The sequence below is a fragment of the Enterobacter sp. SM3 genome (assembly GCF_009811935.2).
GTDB lineage: Bacteria > Pseudomonadota > Gammaproteobacteria > Enterobacterales > Enterobacteriaceae > Enterobacter > Enterobacter asburiae_D.
This window is the reverse complement of record NZ_CP099971.1, coordinates 4,529,597-4,550,473: the sequence shown is the minus strand read 5'-3', so window position 1 is coordinate 4,550,473 and position 20,877 is coordinate 4,529,597. Positions and strand designations below refer to the sequence as shown.

General features: G+C 57.1%; 21 protein-coding genes. 15 read left to right on the top strand and 6 right to left on the bottom strand.

Annotated features, from left to right (window positions below; translation table 11 throughout):
- The first annotated feature begins 154 nt into the window (after positions 1-154).
- Positions 155-2,197 carry an oligopeptidase A gene (gene prlC, locus GVO84_RS21425; RefSeq protein ID WP_121426166.1) on the top strand — a complete coding sequence of 681 codons (2,043 nt, stop codon included), beginning with the start codon at positions 155-157 and terminating at the stop codon, positions 2,195-2,197.
- Positions 2,198-2,204: 7 nt separating this feature from the next.
- On the top strand, positions 2,205-2,957 hold the full coding sequence (rsmJ, locus tag GVO84_RS21420; RefSeq protein WP_159515084.1) for a 16S rRNA (guanine(1516)-N(2))-methyltransferase RsmJ: 753 nt from the start codon (positions 2,205-2,207) through the stop codon (positions 2,955-2,957).
- 91 nt (positions 2,958-3,048) lie between these two features.
- Here the strand turns inward: rsmJ and uspA are convergent, their stop codons facing one another.
- A complete protein-coding gene (gene uspA, locus GVO84_RS21415; protein ID WP_003861223.1) occupies positions 3,049-3,486 on the bottom strand; it encodes a universal stress protein UspA in 438 nt (145 codons plus the stop codon).
- Between the two features lie 283 nt (positions 3,487-3,769).
- Between uspA and uspB the strand changes: the two genes are divergently transcribed.
- The gene (gene uspB, locus GVO84_RS21410; RefSeq protein WP_003861224.1) at positions 3,770-4,105 is read left to right on the top strand and encodes a universal stress protein UspB; all 336 of its coding nucleotides are present in this window, start codon (positions 3,770-3,772) and stop codon (positions 4,103-4,105) included.
- A gap of 53 nt (positions 4,106-4,158) precedes the next feature.
- On the opposite strand, the gene pitA is transcribed toward uspB, so the two are convergent.
- Positions 4,159-5,658: an inorganic phosphate transporter PitA gene (gene pitA, locus GVO84_RS21405; RefSeq protein WP_159515083.1), complete on the bottom strand. Its 1,500-nt coding sequence runs from the start codon at positions 5,656-5,658 to the stop codon at positions 4,159-4,161.
- Between the two features lie 228 nt (positions 5,659-5,886).
- On the opposite strand from pitA, the gene GVO84_RS21400 reads away from it, so the two are divergent.
- The 3 genes from GVO84_RS21400 (at position 5,887) to GVO84_RS21390 (ending at position 8,780) form a co-directional block, all read left to right on the top strand.
- On the top strand, positions 5,887-7,080 hold the full coding sequence (locus GVO84_RS21400; RefSeq protein WP_159515082.1) for an NAD(P)/FAD-dependent oxidoreductase: 1,194 nt from the start codon (positions 5,887-5,889) through the stop codon (positions 7,078-7,080).
- Positions 7,081-7,188: 108 nt separating this feature from the next.
- Positions 7,189-7,587, top strand: coding sequence for a potassium channel family protein (locus GVO84_RS21395; protein ID WP_023309546.1), 399 nt, complete (start codon positions 7,189-7,191; stop codon positions 7,585-7,587).
- Between the two features lie 167 nt (positions 7,588-7,754).
- The gene (locus GVO84_RS21390) at positions 7,755-8,780 is read left to right on the top strand and encodes a TerC/Alx family metal homeostasis membrane protein (RefSeq protein ID WP_121426160.1); all 1,026 of its coding nucleotides are present in this window, start codon (positions 7,755-7,757) and stop codon (positions 8,778-8,780) included.
- An 84-nt stretch (positions 8,781-8,864) separates the two neighbouring features.
- On the opposite strand, the gene GVO84_RS21385 is transcribed toward GVO84_RS21390, so the two are convergent.
- Positions 8,865-9,524, bottom strand: coding sequence for an HAD family hydrolase (locus tag GVO84_RS21385; protein ID WP_023333743.1), 660 nt, complete (start codon positions 9,522-9,524; stop codon positions 8,865-8,867).
- A 239-nt stretch (positions 9,525-9,763) separates the two neighbouring features.
- Between GVO84_RS21385 and GVO84_RS21380 the strand changes: the two genes are divergently transcribed.
- Complete coding sequence (locus GVO84_RS21380; protein ID WP_159515081.1) at positions 9,764-10,291, top strand: NlpC/P60 family protein; 528 nt, start codon at positions 9,764-9,766, stop codon at positions 10,289-10,291.
- A gap of 5 nt (positions 10,292-10,296) precedes the next feature.
- Here GVO84_RS21380 and GVO84_RS21375 read toward each other — a convergent pair whose 3' ends face one another.
- Together GVO84_RS21375 and GVO84_RS21370 are read right to left on the bottom strand one after the other, a co-directional pair.
- Positions 10,297-11,091: an SDR family NAD(P)-dependent oxidoreductase gene (locus tag GVO84_RS21375; RefSeq protein WP_047646797.1), complete on the bottom strand. Its 795-nt coding sequence runs from the start codon at positions 11,089-11,091 to the stop codon at positions 10,297-10,299.
- 32 nt (positions 11,092-11,123) lie between these two features.
- Positions 11,124-12,005 (bottom strand): LysR family transcriptional regulator, encoded by an 882-nt coding sequence (locus GVO84_RS21370; RefSeq protein WP_023333740.1) that lies wholly within the window; start codon positions 12,003-12,005, stop codon positions 11,124-11,126.
- A 99-nt stretch (positions 12,006-12,104) separates the two neighbouring features.
- Here GVO84_RS21370 and GVO84_RS21365 point away from each other — a divergent pair, with 99 nt between their 5' ends.
- From GVO84_RS21365 to arnF, 8 genes are all read left to right on the top strand, one after another.
- The gene (locus tag GVO84_RS21365; RefSeq protein WP_008503103.1) at positions 12,105-12,608 is read left to right on the top strand and encodes a phenolic acid decarboxylase; all 504 of its coding nucleotides are present in this window, start codon (positions 12,105-12,107) and stop codon (positions 12,606-12,608) included.
- A 326-nt stretch (positions 12,609-12,934) separates the two neighbouring features.
- Positions 12,935-14,074, top strand: a complete 1,140-nt coding sequence (arnB, locus tag GVO84_RS21360; RefSeq protein ID WP_121426157.1) for a UDP-4-amino-4-deoxy-L-arabinose aminotransferase — start codon at positions 12,935-12,937, stop codon at positions 14,072-14,074.
- Position 14,075: 1 nt separating this feature from the next.
- Positions 14,076-15,059, top strand: a complete 984-nt coding sequence (gene arnC, locus GVO84_RS21355; protein WP_159515680.1) for an undecaprenyl-phosphate 4-deoxy-4-formamido-L-arabinose transferase — start codon at positions 14,076-14,078, stop codon at positions 15,057-15,059.
- Complete coding sequence (gene arnA / locus GVO84_RS21350) at positions 15,056-17,038, top strand: bifunctional UDP-4-amino-4-deoxy-L-arabinose formyltransferase/UDP-glucuronic acid oxidase ArnA (protein ID WP_121426156.1); 1,983 nt, start codon at positions 15,056-15,058, stop codon at positions 17,036-17,038. The genes arnC and arnA overlap by 4 nt, the downstream gene beginning before the upstream one ends.
- Entirely contained in the window at positions 17,035-17,937 is a 903-nt protein-coding gene (gene arnD, locus GVO84_RS21345) for a 4-deoxy-4-formamido-L-arabinose-phosphoundecaprenol deformylase (RefSeq protein WP_032662162.1), read from the top strand. The genes arnA and arnD overlap by 4 nt, the downstream gene beginning before the upstream one ends.
- The gene (gene arnT, locus GVO84_RS21340) at positions 17,934-19,589 is read left to right on the top strand and encodes a lipid IV(A) 4-amino-4-deoxy-L-arabinosyltransferase (protein ID WP_159515080.1); all 1,656 of its coding nucleotides are present in this window, start codon (positions 17,934-17,936) and stop codon (positions 19,587-19,589) included. Before arnD ends, arnT begins: the two co-directional genes overlap by 4 nt.
- On the top strand, positions 19,589-19,924 hold the full coding sequence (gene arnE, locus GVO84_RS21335) for a 4-amino-4-deoxy-L-arabinose-phosphoundecaprenol flippase subunit ArnE (protein ID WP_193941805.1): 336 nt from the start codon (positions 19,589-19,591) through the stop codon (positions 19,922-19,924). The genes arnT and arnE overlap by 1 nt, the downstream gene beginning before the upstream one ends.
- Complete coding sequence (gene arnF, locus GVO84_RS21330; RefSeq protein ID WP_159515079.1) at positions 19,921-20,310, top strand: 4-amino-4-deoxy-L-arabinose-phosphoundecaprenol flippase subunit ArnF; 390 nt, start codon at positions 19,921-19,923, stop codon at positions 20,308-20,310. The genes arnE and arnF overlap by 4 nt, the downstream gene beginning before the upstream one ends.
- On the opposite strand, the gene acpT is transcribed toward arnF, so the two are convergent.
- Positions 20,258-20,875: a 4'-phosphopantetheinyl transferase AcpT gene (gene acpT, locus GVO84_RS21325; protein WP_159515078.1), complete on the bottom strand. Its 618-nt coding sequence runs from the start codon at positions 20,873-20,875 to the stop codon at positions 20,258-20,260. The genes arnF and acpT overlap by 53 nt on opposite strands.
- Positions 20,876-20,877 lie beyond the last annotated feature (2 nt).

Below are 20,877 nucleotides of genomic sequence, written 5' to 3'. Positions count from 1 at the left end.
CGCAGATTACCCGTAGGCCCGGCAAGCGCAGCGCCACCGGGCGCTTTTCCGCCACGTCTGGCATTGAAATCCTCTACACTTAACCCCATTCTAGATCCCATATGCACAGCGCCGGATGCGCGCTTCATTCACCTATTTCAACAGGACAGCGTTTATGACCAATCCATTACTGACGCCTTTTTCGTTGCCGCCGTTTTCTAAAATCCTCCCTGAGCATGTGGTTCCAGCCGTTACGCAATCGCTGGACAACTGCCGCGCGGCGGTAGAAAGCGTGGTAGCGCAGGGCGCGCCGTACACCTGGGAAAATCTGTGTCAGCCGCTGGCCGAAGTGGACGACGTGCTGGGGCGTATCTTCTCCCCGGTGAGCCACCTGAACTCGGTAAAAAACAGTCCGGAACTGCGCGAAGCCTACGAACAGACCCTGCCGCTGCTCTCTGAGTACAGCACCTGGGTCGGCCAGCACGAAGGTCTCTACAAAGCCTACCGCGACCTGCGCGACGGCGACCATTATGCCGAACTGAACACGGCGCAGAAAAAATCGGTCGATAACGCCCTGCGTGACTTTGAGCTGTCCGGTATCGGTTTGCCAAAAGAGAAGCAGACCCGCTACGGTGAAATTGCCGCGCGCCTGTCCGAACTGGGCAACCAGTACAGCAACAACGTGCTCGACGCCACCATGGGCTGGACGAAGCTGATTACCGACGAAGCGGAGCTGGCGGGTATGCCGGAAAGCGCGCTGGCAGCGGCAAAAGCCCAGGCCGAGGCGAAAGAGCAGGACGGTTTCCTGTTAACGCTGGATATCCCGAGCTATCTGCCGGTGATGACCTACTGCGACAACCAGGCCCTGCGCGAAGAGATGTACCGCGCGTACAGCACCCGCGCCTCCGATCAGGGGCCGAATGCCGGTAAGTGGGACAACAGCCCGGTGATGGCGGAAATCCTTGCCCTGCGTCACGAGCTGGCACAGCTGCTGGGCTTCGAAAACTACGCCGATAAATCCCTCGCCACCAAAATGGCGGAAAACCCGCAGCAGGTACTCGACTTCCTGACCGATCTGGCGAAACGCGCCCGTCCTCAGGGTGAGAAAGAGCTGGCCCAGCTGCGCACCTTCGCGAAAGCGGAGTTCGGCGTGGACGAGCTGCAGCCGTGGGATATCGCGTACTACAGCGAAAAACAGAAGCAGCACCTCTACAGCATCAGCGACGAGCAGCTGCGCCCGTACTTCCCGGAAAACAAAGCCGTTAACGGCCTGTTCGAGGTGGTAAAACGCATCTATGGCATCACCGCCAAAGAGCGTACCGATATCGACGTCTGGCACCCGGACGTGCGCTTCTTCGAGCTGTATGACGAGAAAAACGAACTGCGCGGCAGCTTCTACCTCGATCTCTACGCGCGTGAGAACAAGCGCGGCGGGGCGTGGATGGACGACTGCGTGGGCCAGATGCGTAAAGCCGACGGTTCCCTGCAGAAGCCGGTCGCCTACCTGACCTGTAACTTTAACCGTCCGGTGAACGGCAAACCGGCGCTCTTCACCCACGATGAAGTGATCACCCTGTTCCACGAGTTCGGTCACGGTCTGCACCACATGCTGACCCGAATCGAAACCGCAGGCGTGGCGGGCATCAGCGGGGTGCCGTGGGATGCGGTCGAGCTGCCAAGCCAGTTTATGGAAAACTGGTGCTGGGAGCCGGACGCGCTGGCGTTTATCTCCGGCCACTATGAGACCGGCGAACCGCTGCCGAAAGCGCTGCTGGATAAAATGCTGGCGGCGAAAAACTACCAGGCGGCGATGTTCATCCTGCGTCAGCTGGAGTTCGGCCTGTTCGACTTCCGTCTGCACGCGGAGTTTAGCCCGGAGCAGGGTGCGAAAATCCTTGAAACCCTCGCCGAGATTAAAAAGCAGGTTGCCGTTATTCCAGGACCAACCTGGGGCCGCTTCCCGCATGCGTTCAGCCATATCTTCGCAGGCGGCTACGCGGCGGGTTACTACAGCTACCTGTGGGCCGACGTGCTGGCGGCAGATGCCTTCTCTCGCTTCGAAGAAGAGGGGATCTTCAACCGCGAAACCGGCCAGTCGTTCCTCGATAACATCCTGACCCGCGGCGGGTCTGAAGAGCCAATGGTGCTGTTCAAACGCTTCCGCGGCCGCGAGCCGCAGCTGGATGCGATGCTTGAGCATTACGGGATCAAAGGCTGATTGTTACGTGAAGATCTGCTTAGTGGATGAAACGGGCGCCGGAGACGGCGCCTTATCTGTTCTGGCGGCCCGCTGGGGGCTGGAGCACGATGAAGAAAACCTGATGGCGCTGGTGATGACTCCAGCGCACCTTGAATTACGCAAGCGCGACGAACCGAAGCTCGGCGGGATTTTTGTCGATTTTGTCGGCGGCGCGATGGCGCACCGGCGCAAGTTCGGGGGCGGTCGCGGCGAGGCGGTGGCTAAAGCGGTCGGCATCAAAGGGAGCTATCTTCCGGACGTGGTCGATGCCACGGCGGGATTAGGGCGTGATGCCTTTGTGCTGGCGTCTGTCGGCTGTCACGTGCGGATGCTGGAGCGTAATCCGGTGGTCGCTGCGCTGCTCGACGATGGGCTAGCGCGGGGCTATGCGGACCCGGAAATCGGCCCGTGGCTGCAGGAACGATTACAGCTGATCCACGCCTCCAGCCTGACGGCGCTTACGGACATTACCCCGCGCCCGCAGGTGGTCTATCTCGACCCTATGTTCCCGCATAAGCAGAAAAGCGCGCTGGTGAAGAAAGAGATGCGGGTGTTTCAGTCGCTGGTGGGGCCGGATTTAGATGCAGATGGCCTGCTGGAGCCGGCTCGTCAGCTTGCAACGAAACGGGTGGTGGTAAAGCGCCCGGACTATGCGCCGCCGCTGGCGGACGTTGCCACGACCAATGCGGTGACCACTAAAGGGCACCGGTTTGATATTTATTCGGGAACGCCAGAATAAAAAAGCCGGGTGGCGGCTTCGCCTTACCCGGCCTACGTTCAGTGCCATTTGTAGGCCCGGTAAGCGTTAGCGTCACCGGGCTTTTTTGCACTTACTCGTCTTCTTCGTCACGCAGTGGAACAATCAGCATATCCACGTGAACGGTGTTAATCAGCTGGCGCGCTGAAGACATCAGCTTGCTCCAGAAGTCCTGATGGTGACCGCACACCACCAGGTCCATGTCGTATTTCTTGATCGCATCAACCAATACCTGGCCCAGGTCGCCGCTGCCGCTCAGGGTTTCGGTGATCGGATAACCCGCGTTGGTGGAGAGCTCGCTCAGAGCGTGGTGAGTCTCTTCGGAAATGCGTTTCTGCATATCGCCAAGATTCACGTCGATCAGACCGGTGTAGAGGTCGGAGTAATTCACGTCAACGTGGATCAGCGAAACTTTCGCGTTGTAGGGACGTGCCATGGATACCGCTTTATCAACCAGCACTTTGCTCTCCGGGGAGAGGTCTACCGCGATGAGAATGTGTTTGTAAGCCATAGTGTTACTCCTTCCTTAAGTTATCGATGACTAAATGGGAAAGCCGTCGTCTGATGCTTTCATTACGGCCCAGTTAAACATATTTTTCAAGCTTTGGTGTTGATAACGATTAACCTTGTGGCAAAAAAATTAACGGATCTCCTACACTATTAAATGAGCCGTTCGGATATTAAAACGCGAACCGGATCGACTTTTGGTCATTCTTTCACTGAACTGTCTGTCAGGGCATTGGGGTGCGGTAGCTCAGGAGCCTTGCTTCGTGGGCGGACGCCGGGGAGGATGTATGATTAGCACCGTCGCATTGTTTTGGGCGTTATGCGTGGTTTGCATAGTGAATATGGCGCGCTACTTCTCATCGTTACGTGCGCTGTTAGTGGTACTTCGTGGTTGCGATCCGTTGCTTTATCAGTATGTGGACGGTGGAGGGTTCTTCACCTCGCATGGACAGCCCAGCAAGCAGATGCGTCTGGTGGGATACATCTACTACCAGCGCTACCGCGATCATCATGATGAAGAGTTTATTCGTCGCTGCGAGCGCCTGCGTCGTCAGTTCATTTTGACCAGCGCCCTGTGCGGGCTGGTCGTAGTCAGTATGATTGCATTGATGATTTGGCACTGAGCATAAAAAAAGCGGGTCAGTTTCCTGACCCGCTTTTTGTCGCCTTCAACCGATTAAATCAGCTTCAGCGAAATCCAGTACAAACCGCCAGACAGCAGGATAGAGGCCGGAAGGGTGAACACCCAGGCCATCAGAATGTTGGTCACGGTTTTGCGCTGCAGACCGCCGCCGTCAACAATCATGGTACCTGCCACGGACGAGGAGAGTACGTGGGTAGTTGAGACCGGCATACCGGTATAGCTTGCCAGACCGATAGAAACCGCCGCCGTCATCTGCGCGGACATACCCTGCGCATAGGTCATGCCTTTCTTACCGATCTTCTCGCCGATGGTGGTCGCCACACGACGCCAGCCAATCATTGTACCGATACCCAGTGCCAGCGCGACGGCCATGATGATCCAGATTGGCGCGTACTCGATGGTGTTGAGCATATCGCCTTTCAGTTTCTTCAGGAGACGCTGGTCGTCAGCATTCACGTCAGGCAGCTTCGCCACTTTATCCGTCACATCAGAAATGCACAGCATAATGCGACGCAGCTGACCACGCTGCTCAACGGTCAGTTTGTCATAGCTTTCGATATTGCCCAGCATGCCTTTCGCACGTTCCAGCGCGTTAATCGCGTTTGCCGGATGGCAGTGGAACTCGCCTGGCGCAGTCGCGGCACCGGCTTCCGGAGAAGGGATTAGCTGGTCAACGCCGGTCGCCTTCTTCAGCAGTTCGGGATGCTGCTGGAAGTAGGTTTCGACGTTGTTGACCGCATCGCGGGTACGGGTGATTTCGTAGCCGGAAGCATTCATGTTAACCACGAATCCAGCCGGTGCGACACCAATCAGTACCAGCATCACCAGACCAATGCCTTTCTGACCATCGTTCGCGCCGTGTGAGAAAGCCACGCCGATAGCGGAAATGATCAGGGCAATACGCGTCCAGAATGGCGGCTTTTTCTTGCCGTCTTTCTTTTCACGCTCTGCCGGCGTCAGGTGAATACGGGAGCGTTTTTTGGTATTGCTCCAGTAACGACGCAGGATGAAGATCAGCCCGCCAGCCACCACCAGACCCACGATAGGGGAGACGATGAGTGAGGCGAAGATCCCCAGTACTTTCGGGATATTTAACGCATCAACAACCGAGGTACCGGTCATGAGGGCATTCGTTAACCCGATACCGATAATCGCGCCGATGAGTGTGTGAGAACTGGATGCAGGCAGACCGAAATACCAGGTACCGAGGTTCCAGATAATTGCAGCAAGCAGCATTGAGAACACCATAGCAAGGCCATGGCCAGAACTAACGTTAAGCAGCAGATCCGTTGGCAGCATATGCACAATGGCATACGCAACGCTCAGTCCGCCCAGGAGGACACCAAAAAAGTTAAATACCGCCGCCATAACAACCGCAAGCTGCGATCGCATTGCGCGAGTGTAGATAACTGTCGCTACTGCGTTTGCAGTGTCGTGGAAGCCGTTGATCGCTTCGTAAAACAGTACAAAAACCAGAGCAAGCAATAATAAAAGCCCGGTATGTAAATCCAGGCCGGCAAACAAATGTAGCATAGGACGTTACGCCATTTTGAGGACATGAACGCGGCGCATTATCCAGGACAAATGCACGGCGGGCAAAGTGAAATATAGACTTTTTTTGACATACCACCCGATTTGAGAAAAGTGCCTGAAAGGATATTCTTTAAATTTCAAGGGAATGGCTTTGTAATATCTTTTTACGCTGGTGTGACCACAGAGGAAACTTTACAATCCGCGGCAGTTAACAAAGAGGGTTTTGACGTGGAAAGGTTTGATGCCGTGGTAATTGGCGCCGGTGCGGCGGGTATGTTTTGTGCGGCAATGGCCGGACAGGCGGGTCGTCGCGTGCTGCTGCTGGATAACGGTAAAAAGCCAGGCCGTAAAATCCTGATGTCCGGCGGCGGGCGCTGTAACTTCACTAATCTGTATGTTGAACCCGCAGCCTATTTGAGCCAAAACCGTCATTTTTGTAAATCTGCGCTGGCGCGTTATACCCAGTGGGATTTTATCGACCTGGTGGGCAAGCACGGCATCGCGTGGCATGAAAAGACGCTGGGACAGCTGTTCTGCGACGACTCCGCGCAGCAGATTGTCGATATGCTAGTGGCCGAGTGCGAGAAGGGCTGCGTGGTCATGCGCCTGCGCACGGAAGTGCTGGAAGTCGCCCGCGACGACCAGGGCTACACGCTGCAGCTCAACGGTGAAACCGTCAGCGCAGACAGCCTGGTGATCGCCAGCGGCGGCCTGTCCATGCCGGGGCTGGGCGCTTCCCCGTTTGGCTATAAGATTGCCGAACAGTTTGGTCTGAAAGTCTTGCCCACGCGCGCCGGGCTGGTGCCGTTCACGCTGCATAAACCGCTTCTCGAACAGCTTCAGACGCTGTCTGGCGTGTCCGTTCCCTCGGTCATTACCGCCGAAGACGGCACCGTGTTCCGTGAAAATCTGCTCTTTACCCATCGCGGCCTCTCCGGCCCGGCGGTACTGCAAATCTCCAGCTACTGGCAGCCGGGGGAATTCGTCACGGTTAACCTGCTCCCGGACTGCGATCTCGACGCGTTCCTTAACGAGCAGCGTACCGCGCACCCGAATCAAAGCCTGAAAAATACCCTGGCAATGCAGCTGCCAAAACGTCTGGTGGAATGTTTGCAGGCGCTGGGGCAGATCCCGGATGTGTCGCTCAAGCAGCTTAACAGCCGCGAGCAGGAGATGCTGGTGGAAACCCTGACAAACTGGCGCGTTCAGCCAAACGGTACCGAAGGCTACCGCACGGCGGAAGTGACGCTGGGTGGCGTTGACACGAATGAGCTCTCGTCCCGCACCATGGAAGCGCGCAACGTGCCGGGGCTCTATTTTATTGGCGAAGTGATGGACGTCACCGGCTGGCTCGGCGGGTACAACTTCCAGTGGGCATGGGCAAGTGCCTGGGCGTGTGCTCAGGCGCTGGCAGAGAAATAATCACGCAACGCAATTATTGCACCAACTTTTCCTCTCTCTTCAACTAACCTTCGACCAGGTGCCCCGCCGCGTTCGCGGGGCCTTATTCCTTTTGGTCGAGCACGCTTCATGCAGCTACTCAGTATTATTATTTTGCTTACCCTCACCGTGGTGATCCATTCGCTGTGGATGTTTGGCGTTTTAAAATTCATTAAATTAGAAGTCGATTCTGCGGTACGCATCGTGTTACGCAACGTCGGTATCGTCATCTCCATGATCTTCGCCCACCTCCTTGAGGCCGGACTGTTTGCTGCGTTTTATTTTGTCATCGACGCGTTTAATGACTGGAACACCAGCTTCTACTTTTCGCTGGTGAGCTACGCGACGGTAGGATACGGCGACGTCACGCTACCCCAGCACTGGCGGCTCATCGGGGGCGTAGAAGGGCTGGTAGGCGCGTTGATGGTGGGCTGGTCCGTGGCGGTTCTGGTGGCGGTGTTGCAGCGTTTGCGCGGCATGAGCGCCTAAAACGGCAGATGCACAATCCCCGTCGGGTAAGGTAAAGTACCCCTCCTTGCGCGGCCAGAAGGCTGCGATTTTGAGGGCGAAGAGGCTGATTAACGGCCCGCCCTTTTCTGTTCCTGGTTTACGCCAGTTTGCATGGTGTTGTGTTTTGTCTGCCAAAAGGGTTTTGTATGTCTGCTGCTCATCTCGGTTTCCCGACGGAAACCGTTGTTGTCTTTGTGGTGATGGCCGTTGGGGCGATGTTTATTGACCTCTTTATGCACCGTCACGATAAACCCGTCTCGCTGAAAAGCGCGGCGATGTGGTCCATTTTCTGGGTCATGATGGCGATGGCCTTCGCCGGATTCCTCTATGTTCACCACGGCGCCGAGATGGCGAGCCTGTTCCTCACCGGCTATGCGCTGGAAGAGGTGCTCTCCGTCGATAACCTGTTTGTGATGATGGCGATCTTCGCCTGGTTCGGCGTGCCGGATAAGTACCGTCACCGCGTGCTTTACTGGGGCGTGCTGGGGGCGATTGTCTTCCGCGGTATCTTTGTGGCTATCGGCACCAGCCTGTTAAGCCTGGGGCCTTACGTAGAAGTGATCTTCGCGCTGGTCGTCGGCTGGACGGCGGTGATGATGCTCAAACGCAATGAAGAGAGTGACGAAGTGGAAGATTACTCGGGTCATCTCGCCTATCGTCTGGTGAAGCGCTTCTATCCTGTCTGGCCGAAAATCAGCAGCAATGCCTTTATTCTGACGCAGAAAGAGGTGGATGCGGAGCTCGAAAAACCGGAAAACCAGGACGTGACGGTGGGACGCGTTAAGAAGGCGAAGCGCTATGCGACGCCGCTGCTGCTTTGCGTGGCCGTCGTCGAGCTCTCTGACGTGATGTTCGCGTTTGACTCCGTGCCGGCCATTATTGCCGTGAGCCGCGAACCGCTGATTATCTACAGCGCCATGATGTTCGCCATTCTCGGCCTGCGTACGCTTTACTTCGTGCTGGAAGCGCTGAAGCAGTATCTGGTGCATCTCGAGAAAGCCGTGGTGCTGCTGCTGTTCTTCGTGGCGTTCAAGCTGGGGTTAAATGCCACCGACCACTTCTGGCATCACGGTTACAGCATTGGCGCGACGGCCAGCCTGTTTGTGGTATTAGGCGTGCTGGCGCTGGGGATTATTGCGAGCGTGATGTTCCCGGGGAAACGTGAGGCCTGATACACCGCCCGGTGGCGCTTCGCTTACCGGGCCTACTGTTCGAATGTAGGCCGGGTAAGGCGCAGCCGCCACCCGGCAAAAAGGCTACTTGATGGGTGAATTCCGGCGCTTGCGCGGGTGATGGAAGTGCCGCCAGTGCGGATCCTGCGCCGCCGCCAGCAGCTCGTGGTCGCCGCGGGTATCTCCCCAGGCGCGCAGGTGATAGGCGTTCAGATCGCCATACACTTTTTCCAGCCTTGCCACCTTCTGGGCGCAGCGGCAGTTATTGCCCGTGATGCGCCCTGTCAGCTTGCCGTCTTTCACTTCCAGCTGCGTGCCAATCAGCTTAATGCCGAGCTTATCAGCCCACGGCTGGAGCACCAGCGCCGGGGACGCGGAACAGATGGTCACCTCCGCACCGGAGTTCACCTCAGCCGCCACTGCCAGAACCCCTTCGGGGCGCATCAGCTTGTTCCAGTATTTTTCGCAAAAGGCTTCCGCCTGCTGGCGCAGCCAGTGTTCATCCACGCCCGTCAGGAACGTTTTAATCAGCACTTCCTTCAGCTCATCGCGCGTCAGCTTGCGGCGCACGCAGTGGAGCGTGGGCAGCGCCATACGCACCAGGCGGCCCGCGAAGTAACGTTTACCGAAGGCAAAACGCAGGAAAGGAATAAAGCTGTCGTGGTGCGTTAATGTCCCGTCAAAGTCAAAGACAGAGAGCACGCTGGATTTTGCCACCGTCTCGTCGGCAATCATATTGGTCATAAATACGTCTTAGCTGAAATACACATTCTGCGGATCAGTTTACCTGCTTTAGCTGGACAGTCCTTATATCGCCACCATTTTTTTCTCGATCTTGCGATCTCAAAGTGAGTCCATTTTTGGCCTCGATAAGGATTGGTGAAAAAACGAACTGTCTATATTATCGCCACATCGCAAGATATTTCGGGGAACCATTGGGCCCCACAGGTAAGGAAAAACTCACTCACTACTTCTTTCTTGATATGACTCTTAGATCGCTTATTTCAATCCTCACGTTAAGTTTTGCTTCGTTTTCCGCGTTCAGCTTTCAACTGCCAGCATCGATGCTATCGATGAACAGAGAGCTGGCAGTATCACCGGCGAAATCTGCGCTGCTGCATCCGGAAACCGGCCCGCTGCGCTCGCGCATTCTCGAACAATATCAGAAGTGGAAAGGCACCCAGTACCGGTGGGGCGGAACCACGCATCGCGGGGTGGATTGCTCCGCGCTCGTGCAGCACCTGTTCACCGATGCGGCGCATCTTAATTTGCCGCGCACGACGAGTGAACAGATCCATCGCGGCGTGCAGGTCGCGCAATACCGTCTGAGAGCCGGCGATCTGGTCTTCTTCCAGACCGGCCCGAACCGCAAGCACGTCGGCGTTTATATTGGCAATAGCCAGTTTATTCATGCCTCAAGCAGCCAGGGGGTAACGGTCTCAACCCTGACTGATGATTACTGGCAGGCGCACTTCATTACCGCCCGTCGGGTTGCAGGCAGTGCGGCCTGACACCGTCAGATGATGTCATCCACGACGCCGCCGTCGACGCGAAGCGCCGCGCCCGAGGTGGCGGAGGCCTGTGGCGAACAGACATAAATCACCATATTGGCCACCTCTTCAACCGTGGCCGCGCGCTGGATAACCGAGCTGGGGCGGTTGGCCATCACAAACTCTTTTGCCAGCTGCTCCAGCGATTTGCCGGTTTTTTCGATTTCATCTTTCATCATCTCTGCGAAACCGTCTGACATCGTCGGGCCTGGCAGTACGCTGTTGACCGTCACGCCGCTTCCCGCCACGAACTTCGCCAGCCCGCGCGCCAGCGAGAGCTGCGCCGTTTTAGTCACGCCGTAGTGGATCATATCCGCCGGGATATTGCAGGCCGACTCGGAGGAGATAAACACCACACGTCCCCAGCCTTTCTGCACCATACCCGGCAGCAGGGCGCGGGACAGACGCACGCCGGACATCACGTTGGTCTGCCAGTAACGCTCCCAGGTCTCATCGTCGGTGGCATAGAAATCCTGCGGACCGTAAATCCCAGCGTTGTTGACCAGGATATCGACGTTATTCGCCACCTTCAGAAGCGATTCGACCCCTTCCGCCGTGCTGAGATCGGCAATCGCGGCACGCACCTGCACGCCCGGCACCACCTGCTGTAGCTGCTGAATGCCTTTATTCACCGATTCCGTGCTGCGACCATTGACGATCACTTCCGCACCGCTTTCTGCCAGACCTCTGGCAATGGCGAACCCGATCCCGCCAGTTGAGGCGGTCACCAGCGCCACTTTCCCCGCAAAGTCGATTTTCATCATCTGCTCCTTATCGTTTAAACGTTCGAACCTTAAAGCGTAGCAGGTGAGGATGACGGCTCCTGGCTAAAAAGGCGTAACAGCGTCTCAACCTGCTCATCAAGCGGGGCGAGGGAGCGCTTAACGATCAGGTGAAGCGGCGTTGCCCTGCGCGCACCGTGGCTCAGCGGCAGGCGTTTCAGTACGCCCTGATCCAGCTGGGTCTGGATGCGTTCCTCTGGCAGCCAGCCGTAGCCGACCTGAGAGACGACGGCCTCAATGGCGGCATCGATGGTGGAGAAGGTCCACGACTCGCCGGCAGCACGCGCGGCGGGCTGGCTGTCCGCAATCTGGATAAGCGGCCACGGGCGCAGCATCTCATCATTTAGCGGCGCGTCGAGGTGAAAGAGGGGATGCTGGTGATGGGCCACGGCAACAAAGTCGATATTCATCAGCCATTCGCCGAGCCCGGTAATGTCCTGGCGGCGGGTTAAGATCATCACATCGGCTTCGTCGTTAATGGCGTCGGCGCGGGTATTTTCCAGCACCTCGGTGAGTCGTACCTGGGTCTGCGGATACTGCTGCTGGAACTGACGCAGGATGGCGAACAGGCGGCGGCGTGGGAAAATGGAGTCCACGACCAGATCCAACCGCGTGCGCATCCCGTTGCGAAGGGTCGCTGCGCGCGTCTCAACGTACGAAAATGCTTTTAGCAGCGGTTTAACCTGGTTGAGAAGCAGTTCTCCGGCCGGGGTTAACACCGCCCGTCGCCCCTCTGGCACCAGCAGCGCCACGCCCAGCCGCTCCTGCAGCAGCGACAGGTTATAGCTCACCGAGGACTGGCTGCGGTGGGTTTCTTCCGCGGCTTTGGCAAAGCTGCCCGCCTCAACCACCTTCGCCAGTAAGGACCATTGTTCCAGCGTCGTCTTGTGCATAATTTATCTAAAATTTGGATGACTTTGATTAAAACATAGCGTTATTCATTCATTTTTTGAAGGGGTACGATCGTCTCATCAAAACAAAGGAGACATCTTATGAACACCTTCGACAAACACGACTTAAGCGGCTTCGTTGGCAAACACCTTGTTTATACTTACGATAACGGCTGGAACTACGAGATTTATGTAAAAAATGAGACCACGCTTGATTACCGTATTCACAGCGGTCTCGTGGCCAACCGTTGGGTGAAAGATCAGCAGGCTTACATCGTGCGGGTAGGGGAAAGCATCTATAAAATTTCCTGGACCGAGCCAACCGGTACCGACGTCAGCCTGATTGTGAACCTGGGCGACAAACTGTTCCACGGCACCATCTTCTTCCCACGCTGGGTCATGAACAACCCGGAAAAAACCGTCTGCTTCCAGAACGACCATATTCCGCTGATGAATAGCTATCGCGATGCGGGCCCGGCGTATCCAACGGAAGTGATTGATGAGTTTGCCACTATCACCTTCGTGCGCGACTGCGGTGCAAATAATGAAAGCGTTATCGCCTGCGCGGCCAGTGAATTACCGAAAAACTTTCCAGATAACCTGTAATAAGCGCGACAATTAACTAAAAAGAAAAGTTCCCGGCTATTTCATATTATTTTGAAATAGCCGGGATTTTTTTTGTTTGTTGAGGATTGGTTTAAAGCAATTCATTTCAAAATGTTGCGAAAGGTCACATTAAAAATATTTAATAGTAATTTAACTTGTTGTTTTTCAACTAACTGCTAGTTGTCTTATAACGTTGCAAACGTTGTCTTAATTTTTCCCTAAGGAAAGAGAGCTACTTTGATATAAGTTTATGGTTCGTTGAAATAAACGGGCGGGCATTTGGTTAATATCAAAAACATGCCATTTATATTGCAAGGAAATTAATAATGAGTGATTTTCTGCCTTTTTCGCGGCCGTCGATGGGCGCTGAGGAAATTGCGGCGCTTCAGGACGTTTTGATGTCGGGCTGGATCACCACGGGGCCTAAGAATCAGGAACTTGAAGATGCATTCTGTCAACTTACCGGTAATCAGCATGCGATTGCCGTCTGTTCAGCTACCGCGGGTATGCACGTCACGCTGATGGCGCTGGATATTGGCCCGGGCGATGAAGTTATTACCCCTTCCCAGACCTGGGTGTCCACGCTGAATATGATCGTACTGCTGGGCGCCACGCCGGTCATGATCGATGTGGACAAAGATACATTAATGGTGACGCCAGAAGCCGTTGAAGCCGCCATTACCCCACGTACCAAAGCCATTATTCCCGTTCATTATGCCGGCGCGCCGTGTGAAATCGACGCTATTCATGCCATCGGCGAACGTCACGGTATTCCGGTTATTGAAGATGCGGCCCATGCCGCCGGAACGTACTACAAGAACCGTCATGTGGGCTGGAAAGGGACGGCGATTTTTTCCTTCCACGCCATTAAAAATATGACCTGCGCGGAAGGGGGCTTAGTCGTCACGGATAATGCCCAGCTGGCGCAGCGGATCCGCAGTTTGAAATTCCATGGTCTGGGCGTAGATGCCTATGACCGCCAGACGCACGGTCGTGCGCCGCAGGCGGAAGTGATCGCGCCGGGCTATAAATACAACCTGGCGGACATCAACGCCGCGCTGGCGCTGGTGCAGTTAGGCAAGCTGAAAGAGGCCAACAGGCGCCGCCAGGAAATCGCCGAACGCTACCTGCGGGAGCTTGCCGATACGCCGTTCCAGCCGCTCACCATTCCGTCATGGCCGCACGTGCACGCCTGGCACCTGTTTATTATTCGCGTTGATGAAGCGCGCTGTGGAATTTCCCGCGACAACCTGATGGCGGCGCTGAAAGAGAAAGGCATCGGTACCGGCCTCCACTTCCGCGCGGCGCACACCCAAAAATACTACCGCGAGCGTTTTCCTGATGTATCGCTCCCGAATTCTGAATGGAATAGCGCGCGTATTTGTTCCCTCCCTCTTTTCCCGGATATGACTCATGACGACACAACCCGTGTCATTACCGCACTCCATCAGCTTGCAGGACATTGATATGTTCAGTGCACCGCCCGTACAAAAAGTTTCCGTGGTCATCCCGGTTTATAACGAGCAGGAGAGCCTGCCCGAACTGATCCGCCGTACAACGGCCGCCTGCGACACGATGGGCAAGGCCTACGAAATTCTGCTGGTGGATGACGGCAGTAGCGATAATTCCGCGCTGATGCTGACCGAGGCCGCGCAGGCTGAAGGCAGCCACATTGTGGCCGTGCTGCTCAACCGCAACTACGGCCAGCACTCGGCGATTATGGCGGGGTTTAGCCACGTCACGGGCGATCTGATCATCACCCTGGACGCTGACCTGCAAAACCCGCCGGAAGAGATCCCGCGCCTGGTCGCCAAAGCCGATGAAGGCTATGACGTGGTTGGCACCGTTCGCCAGAACCGTCAGGACAGCCTGTTCCGCAAGCTGGCCTCACGCACGATTAACCGACTGATTCAGCGCACGACCGGCAAAGCGATGGGCGATTACGGCTGCATGCTGCGCGCCTACCGCCGCCATATTGTCGACGCCATGCTGCATTGCCATGAGCGCAGCACCTTTATTCCGATCCTCGCCAACACCTTTGCCCGTAAGGCAACGGAAATTCCGGTTCTGCACGCCGAGCGCGAGCACGGGGAATCGAAGTACAGCTTTATGCGTCTCATCAACCTGATGTATGACCTCATCACCTGCCTGACCACCACACCGCTGCGTCTGCTGAGCGTGTTCGGCAGCATCATCGCCGTGGCCGGGTTTGCGCTGTCCGTCCTGCTGGTGGTACTGCGACTGGTCTTTGGCCCGCAGTGGGCGGCGGAAGGTGTCTTCATGCTCTTTGCCGTGCTGTTTATGTTCATCGGCGCCCAGTTTGTCGGGATGGGCCTTCTCGGTGAATACATTGGCCGTATTTATAACGATGTTCGCGCGCGTCCGCGCTACTTTATTCAAAGTGTTGTCCGTCAGGAACACAAAGCATCTCAAGAGGAAATTCACCCATGAAAGCTGTTGTATTTGCCTATCACGATATGGGGTGCACGGGCACGCTGGCCCTGCTGGAAGCGGGCTATGACATTGCGGCAATTTTTACCCATCCGGACACGGCCGGAGAGAATAACTTTTTCGGCTCTGTGGCGCGTATCGCCGCCGAGCGTGGGATCCCGGTTTACGCGCCGGACGACGTAAACCACCCGCTGTGGGTGGATCGCATCCGCGCGCTCGCGCCTGACGTGATCTTCTCGTTCTACTATCGCAACCTGCTCTCCGACGAGATCTTAGGTCTGGCCGCAAAAGGCGCCTTTAATCTTCACGGCTCTCTGCTGCCAGCCTACCGTGGCCGCGCCCCGCTGAACTGGGTGCTGGTGAACGGTGAAACGGAAACGGGCGTGACGCTGCACCGCATGGTGCGCCGTGCGGATGCGGGCGCTATCGTGGCACAGCAGAAGGTCGCTATTGATGCGGACGAAACGGCGCTCCAGCTGCATCAAAAGCTGAATGCGACGGCACAGACGCTGCTGCGTGATGCCCTTCCAGGCATCCTCAACGGCACCTTCAGCGAGACCGCGCAGGATGAGAGCAAGGCAAGCTGCTTTGGCCGCCGCACGCCGGAAGATGGTCGTCTGGACTGGAACAAGCCCGCCCGCCAGCTGCACAACCTGGTGCGTGCCGTGACCGACCCGTGGCCGGGCGCGTATAGCTTTGCTGGCGTAAGCAAATTTATCGTCTGGAAATCCCGCGTGCGTGACGACATCCCTGCCGCCAAACCGGGCACCGTCGTCTCTGTCTCTCCGCTGATTGTGAGCTGCGGCGAGCAGGCGCTGGAGATCGTCACCGGACAAACCGACAACGGCCTGTACGTTCAGGGCACGCAGCTGGCGCAGTCTCTGGGTCTGGTGGCCGGGGCGCTGATCACCAGCGCACCGGTTGTTGCCATCAAACGCCGTACCCGCGTGCTGATCCTCGGCGTGAACGGTTTTATCGGTAACCACCTGACTGAACGTCTGCTCAAAGACGATAACTATGAAATCTACGGTCTGGATATCGGCTCTGACGCCATCAGCCGTTTCCTCAACAACCCGCGTTTCCACTTCGTGGAAGGGGACATCAGCATCCATTCCGAGTGGATCGAATACCACATTAAAAAATGCGACGTGGTGCTGCCGCTGGTCGCCATTGCCACCCCGATTGAGTACACCCGTAACCCGCTTCGCGTGTTCGAACTGGACTTCGAAGAGAACCTGAAGATCATCCGCGACTGCGTGAAATACGACAAGCGCATCATCTTCCCGTCCACCTCTGAAGTGTACGGCATGTGTACCGATAAGAACTTCGATGAAGACACCTCCAACCTGGTGGTCGGGCCGATCAACAAACAGCGCTGGATTTACTCCGTCTCCAAACAGCTGCTGGACCGCGTGATTTGGGCCTACGGAGAGAAAGAAGGCCTGCGCTTTACCCTGTTCCGTCCGTTCAACTGGATGGGCCCGCGTCTGGATAACCTGAACGCGGCGCGTATCGGCAGCTCCCGTGCGATCACCCAGCTGATCCTGAACCTGGTGGAAGGCTCGCCAATTAAGCTTATCGAAGGCGGGAAACAGAAACGCTGCTTTACGGATATCAGCGACGGTATCGAAGCGCTGTTCCGCATCATCGAAAACAAAGATAATCGCTGCAACGGTGAAATCATCAACATCGGTAACCCGGACAACGAAGCGAGCATTCGCGAGCTGGCCGAGATGCTGCTGGCCAGCTTTGAGCGTCATCCGCTGCGCGATAAATTCCCGCCGTTTGCCGGTTTCCGCGAAGTGGAAAGCAGCAGCTACTATGGTAAGGGCTACCAGGACGTTGAGCACCGTAAGCCAAGCATTCGCAACGCGAAGCGCTGCCTGAACTGGACGCCGACGGTGAAAATGGAGCAGACCATTGATGAGACGCTCGATTTCTTCCTGCGCACCGTGGAGCTGTCGGAACAGGACTCATGAAAAAAGTCGGTTTACGCATTGATGTCGACACCTTCAGGGGAACGCGTGACGGCGTACCCAAACTGCTGGAACTGCTGAGCAAGCACGGTGTGCGTTCCAGCATTTTCTTCAGCGTGGGGCCTGACAACATGGGACGCCATTTATGGCGTCTGGTTAAACCGGCATTTCTGTTCAAAATGCTGCGCTCGCGCGCAGCATCCCTCTACGGCTGGGATATTTTGCTGGCCGGCACCGCCTGGCCCGGCAGACGCATCGGCGCGGGTAATGAAGCCGTTATCCGTGAGGCGGCCCGGCTACATGAGGTCGGCCTGCATGCCTGGGATCATCATGCCTGGCAAGCCTGGGCGGGCGTCTGGGATATCCCGCGTCTGTCCCGTGAGGTCGAGCGTGGGATGCTGGAGCTGGAGGCCATTACCGGTCAGCCCGTGCGCTGCTCCGCCGTGGCGGGATGGCGTGCGGATCAGCGCGTCGTGAAGGCCAAAGAAGCCTTTGCGTTTCGCTACAACAGCGACTGCCGCGGAACCGGGCCCTTTTTGCCGCTGTTAGGCGAAAATCGCTACGGAACGGTGCAAATTCCGGTCACGCTTCCCACCTGGGATGAAGTGGTCGGGCGCGAGGTGAAGGCGGATGAGTTCAATCGCTACATTCTGGACCGCATCCATCGTGACGCCGGCACGCCGGTGTATACCATCCATGCCGAAGTGGAAGGGATTGCGTATCAGCATGATTTCGATGAACTGCTGACGATGGCCGCTCAGGAGGGTATTGAATTTTGCCCGTTGAGCGAGCTGCTGCCGGACGACCTCAGCACCCTGCCCGTGGGCAAAGTCGTACGCAATGAAATGGCTGGCCGGGAAGGCTGGCTTGGCTATCAACAAACCGTGAGTCCGGTCCCATGAAAACAGCCCGTTATGGCTTAGCGCTTCTCGCACTGTTTATCGTTTACTACCTCATTCCGGTCGATATTCGTCTGCTCTGGCAGCCTGATGAAACGCGCTATGCGGAAATCAGCCGCGAAATGCTGGCATCCGGAGACTGGGTTGTCCCGCATTTTATGGGGCTGCGTTATTTTGAAAAACCGATTGCTGGCTACTGGATCAACAGCATCGGGCAGTTGCTGTTCGGGCACACCAACCTCGCCGTGCGCGCCGGGTCCATATTCTCCACCGGGTTAGCGGCGCTGCTGGTCATCTGGATGGCCTGGCGTCTCTGGCGAGATAAGCGGACAGCCATTTTCTCCGGTCTTATCTTCCTGACCCTGTTCCTGGTGTATGGCATCGGCACGTATGCGGTGCTGGATCCTATCATCACCCTGTGGCTGGTGGCGGCGATGTGCAGCTTCTGGCTGGCGTCACAGGCCCAAACCGTTGCCGGAAAAGCGGGTGGCTATGTGCTGCTTGGGCTGGCCTGCGGGATGGGGGTGATGACCAAAGGCTTCCTGGCGCTGGCGGTACCGGTGATTGGCGTGCTGCCGTGGGTAATTGCCCAGAAGCGCTGGAAAGAGGTGCTGATTTTTGGCTGGCTCGCGATCCTGAGCTGCGTGCTGATTGTTCTGCCATGGGGACTGGCTATTGCGCAGCGTGAGCCTGACTTCTGGCGTTACTTCTTCTGGGTTGAGCATATTCAGCGTTTTGCCCAGAGCGACGCGCAGCACAAAGCCCCGTTCTGGTACTACATACCGTTCCTGATCGCGGGCAGCCTGCCGTGGCTGGCGCTTTTGCCCGGTGCGTTTCGCCTCGGCTGGAATGACCGACAAAACGCGGGTGGCGGGTTCTATCTGCTGGGTTGGGTGGTGATGCCGCTGCTGTTCTTCAGCATCGCCAAAGGCAAGCTGCCGACCTATATCCTGCCGTGCTTTGCCCCGCTGGCTATCCTGATGGCCCGCTATGCCTGCCTCGCGGCGGAGAAAGGTGCCAAAGCGTTACGCATTAACGGCGGGATTAACCTGGCGTTTGGCGTTATCGGCGTGGTGGCGGCGCTGGTGGTCTCGCCGTGGGGACTGTCGAAGCATCCGGTCTGGACGTCGGTTGAACTGTATAAAGTCTTCTGTGCGGTGGTGGCGTTCCTTATCTGGGCGGCGGTAGGCTGGTTTACGCTCAGGCAGAGCCAGCAGCGCTGGTGGCTGGCAGCACTGTGCCCCGCAGGGCTGGCGCTGCTGATTGGTTTTGCCATTCCTAACCTGGTTGTGGATTCCAAACAGCCGCAGTCGCTGGTGGATACCGTGCGCGAGCCGCTGCAGGAGAGTCGATTCGTGCTGGCCAATAACGTTGGCGTGGCCGCGGGCCTGGCGTGGGAGCTGAAGCGCAGTGACATCACCCTGTTTGGTCAGAGCGGCGAACTGCGCTACGGGCTGGATTACCCCGATGTGAAAGATCGTTTTGTCAGTGAGGACGACTTCGCGCAGTGGCTGGCAACGCATCGCCAGCAGGGCCGCGTGTCGCTGGTGATGCTGCTCTCAAAACGCGACGATATTTCACAGGCGAATTTACCGCAGCCGGACAATCTCTATATTCAGGGGCGTCTGGCCGTGCTGGAGTATCTGCCGAAGTGATGACCTGGATCTGGCTGATACTGGCAAGCCTGCTCAGCTGCGCGGGGCAGCTGTGCCAGAAACAAGCCACCCGTCCGGCGAAAGCCGGGCGGCGTGGGGCGCATATCGCGCTGTGGCTGGGTCTGGCACTGCTTGCGCTGGGCAGCGGGATGCTGGTCTGGCTGGTGGTGCTGCAACGGCTGCCCGTCGGCGTCGCCTATCCTATGCTGAGCCTCAATTTTGTCTGGGTGACGCTGGCGGCGAAGGCGTTCTGGCGTGAGAACGTCGCGCCGCATCACTGGCTGGGGGTAGGGTTCATCATTATTGGGATTATTGTGCTAGGAGGGAGCCTGTGAAAGGCGCGTTCTGGGCCTTATGCAGCGTGCTGTTAGTCAGCGCGGCGCAGCTGTTGCTGCGCGAGGCCATGCAGGCACTGCCACCGGTCAGTGAGATCCAGGTGTTTGTTTCCGCGCTGTGGCACTTCTCGTCCGGCACCGGTGCGCTGATGCTGGGGTTGATGGGGTACGTGGCCTCGATGGGCTGCTGGTATCTGGCGCTGCACCGTATGGCGCTCAGCAAAGCCTATGCCCTGCTGAGCCTCAGCTATATTCTGGTGTGGGGCGCCGCGATCCTGCTGCCGGGCTGGGAGGAGCGCTTCTCCTGGCACGGGCTGGTGGGCGTCGGGTTTATTATTCTGGGTGTGTTAGTGATTTTTCTGCCCCGAACGTCCCAACGTGAATAATCGACTCGTGGGTCAGGGTATAAGGGGTCGATGTGCAGACGGCAAGGCTCAGCGATCCGACCTGTAGCTGACTGACCGCGTGCGTCTGCGCGGTGCTGTCGATGCTGACAATCTGCCAGGCACTGCCGCCGCGCTGTTTCACAATCGCTTCTTTCCGCGTCCAGATACGCCAGAACGCGGAAAGCCGTTCCTCGGGCGCTTCACGCTCCAGCTCATCATGCTCGGTCATGCTGAATACCGCATTAGCCAGCGCCTGCCAGTTCTTCCTCGGGCGAATCACTTCGATATCACAGCCGACTTCGCCTTCATCGCTCATCAGCAGGGCGATATCGTCACCGCTGTGGCTCAGGTTGAACCACAGCGGATGCCCCTTCGCAAAGGCCGGTTTGCCCTGCTCGCCGTAAATGATGTCGGGGAGCGGGCGAGGGGATAACGTTCTGGCGAGCAGCGTCCTCCCGGCCAGCCAGGAGGCCTGTCGGGCGCCCTGAGGTGCCCTGTCTGCGAGCGTTGACGCCAGCGGGTCCGCGCAAAGAGTGGAGATTTTTCCCAGTACAAACTGGTACATAG

Excerpts from the sequence above, each read along its gene's own strand:
- prlC (WP_121426166.1), top strand. The coding sequence starts at position 155 with ATGACCAATCCATTACTGACGCCTTTTTCGTTGCCGCCGTTTTCTAAA.
- uspA (WP_003861223.1), bottom strand. The coding sequence starts at position 3,486 with ATGGCTTACAAACACATTCTCATCGCGGTAGACCTCTCCCCGGAGAGC.
- uspB (WP_003861224.1), top strand. The coding sequence starts at position 3,770 with ATGATTAGCACCGTCGCATTGTTTTGGGCGTTATGCGTGGTTTGCATA.
- pitA (WP_159515083.1), bottom strand. The coding sequence starts at position 5,658 with ATGCTACATTTGTTTGCCGGCCTGGATTTACATACCGGGCTTTTATTA.
- GVO84_RS21395 (WP_023309546.1), top strand. The coding sequence starts at position 7,189 with ATGCAGCTACTCAGTATTATTATTTTGCTTACCCTCACCGTGGTGATC.
- GVO84_RS21390 (WP_121426160.1), top strand. The coding sequence starts at position 7,755 with ATGTCTGCTGCTCATCTCGGTTTCCCGACGGAAACCGTTGTTGTCTTT.
- GVO84_RS21385 (WP_023333743.1), bottom strand. The coding sequence starts at position 9,524 with ATGACCAATATGATTGCCGACGAGACGGTGGCAAAATCCAGCGTGCTC.
- GVO84_RS21380 (WP_159515081.1), top strand. The coding sequence starts at position 9,764 with ATGACTCTTAGATCGCTTATTTCAATCCTCACGTTAAGTTTTGCTTCG.
- GVO84_RS21375 (WP_047646797.1), bottom strand. The coding sequence starts at position 11,091 with ATGAAAATCGACTTTGCGGGGAAAGTGGCGCTGGTGACCGCCTCAACT.
- GVO84_RS21370 (WP_023333740.1), bottom strand. The coding sequence starts at position 12,005 with ATGCACAAGACGACGCTGGAACAATGGTCCTTACTGGCGAAGGTGGTT.
- GVO84_RS21365 (WP_008503103.1), top strand. The coding sequence starts at position 12,105 with ATGAACACCTTCGACAAACACGACTTAAGCGGCTTCGTTGGCAAACAC.
- arnB (WP_121426157.1), top strand. The coding sequence starts at position 12,935 with ATGAGTGATTTTCTGCCTTTTTCGCGGCCGTCGATGGGCGCTGAGGAA.
- arnC (WP_159515680.1), top strand. The coding sequence starts at position 14,076 with ATGTTCAGTGCACCGCCCGTACAAAAAGTTTCCGTGGTCATCCCGGTT.
- arnA (WP_121426156.1), top strand. The coding sequence starts at position 15,056 with ATGAAAGCTGTTGTATTTGCCTATCACGATATGGGGTGCACGGGCACG.
- arnD (WP_032662162.1), top strand. The coding sequence starts at position 17,035 with ATGAAAAAAGTCGGTTTACGCATTGATGTCGACACCTTCAGGGGAACG.
- arnT (WP_159515080.1), top strand. The coding sequence starts at position 17,934 with ATGAAAACAGCCCGTTATGGCTTAGCGCTTCTCGCACTGTTTATCGTT.
- arnE (WP_193941805.1), top strand. The coding sequence starts at position 19,589 with ATGACCTGGATCTGGCTGATACTGGCAAGCCTGCTCAGCTGCGCGGGG.
- acpT (WP_159515078.1), bottom strand. The coding sequence starts at position 20,875 with ATGTACCAGTTTGTACTGGGAAAAATCTCCACTCTTTGCGCGGACCCG.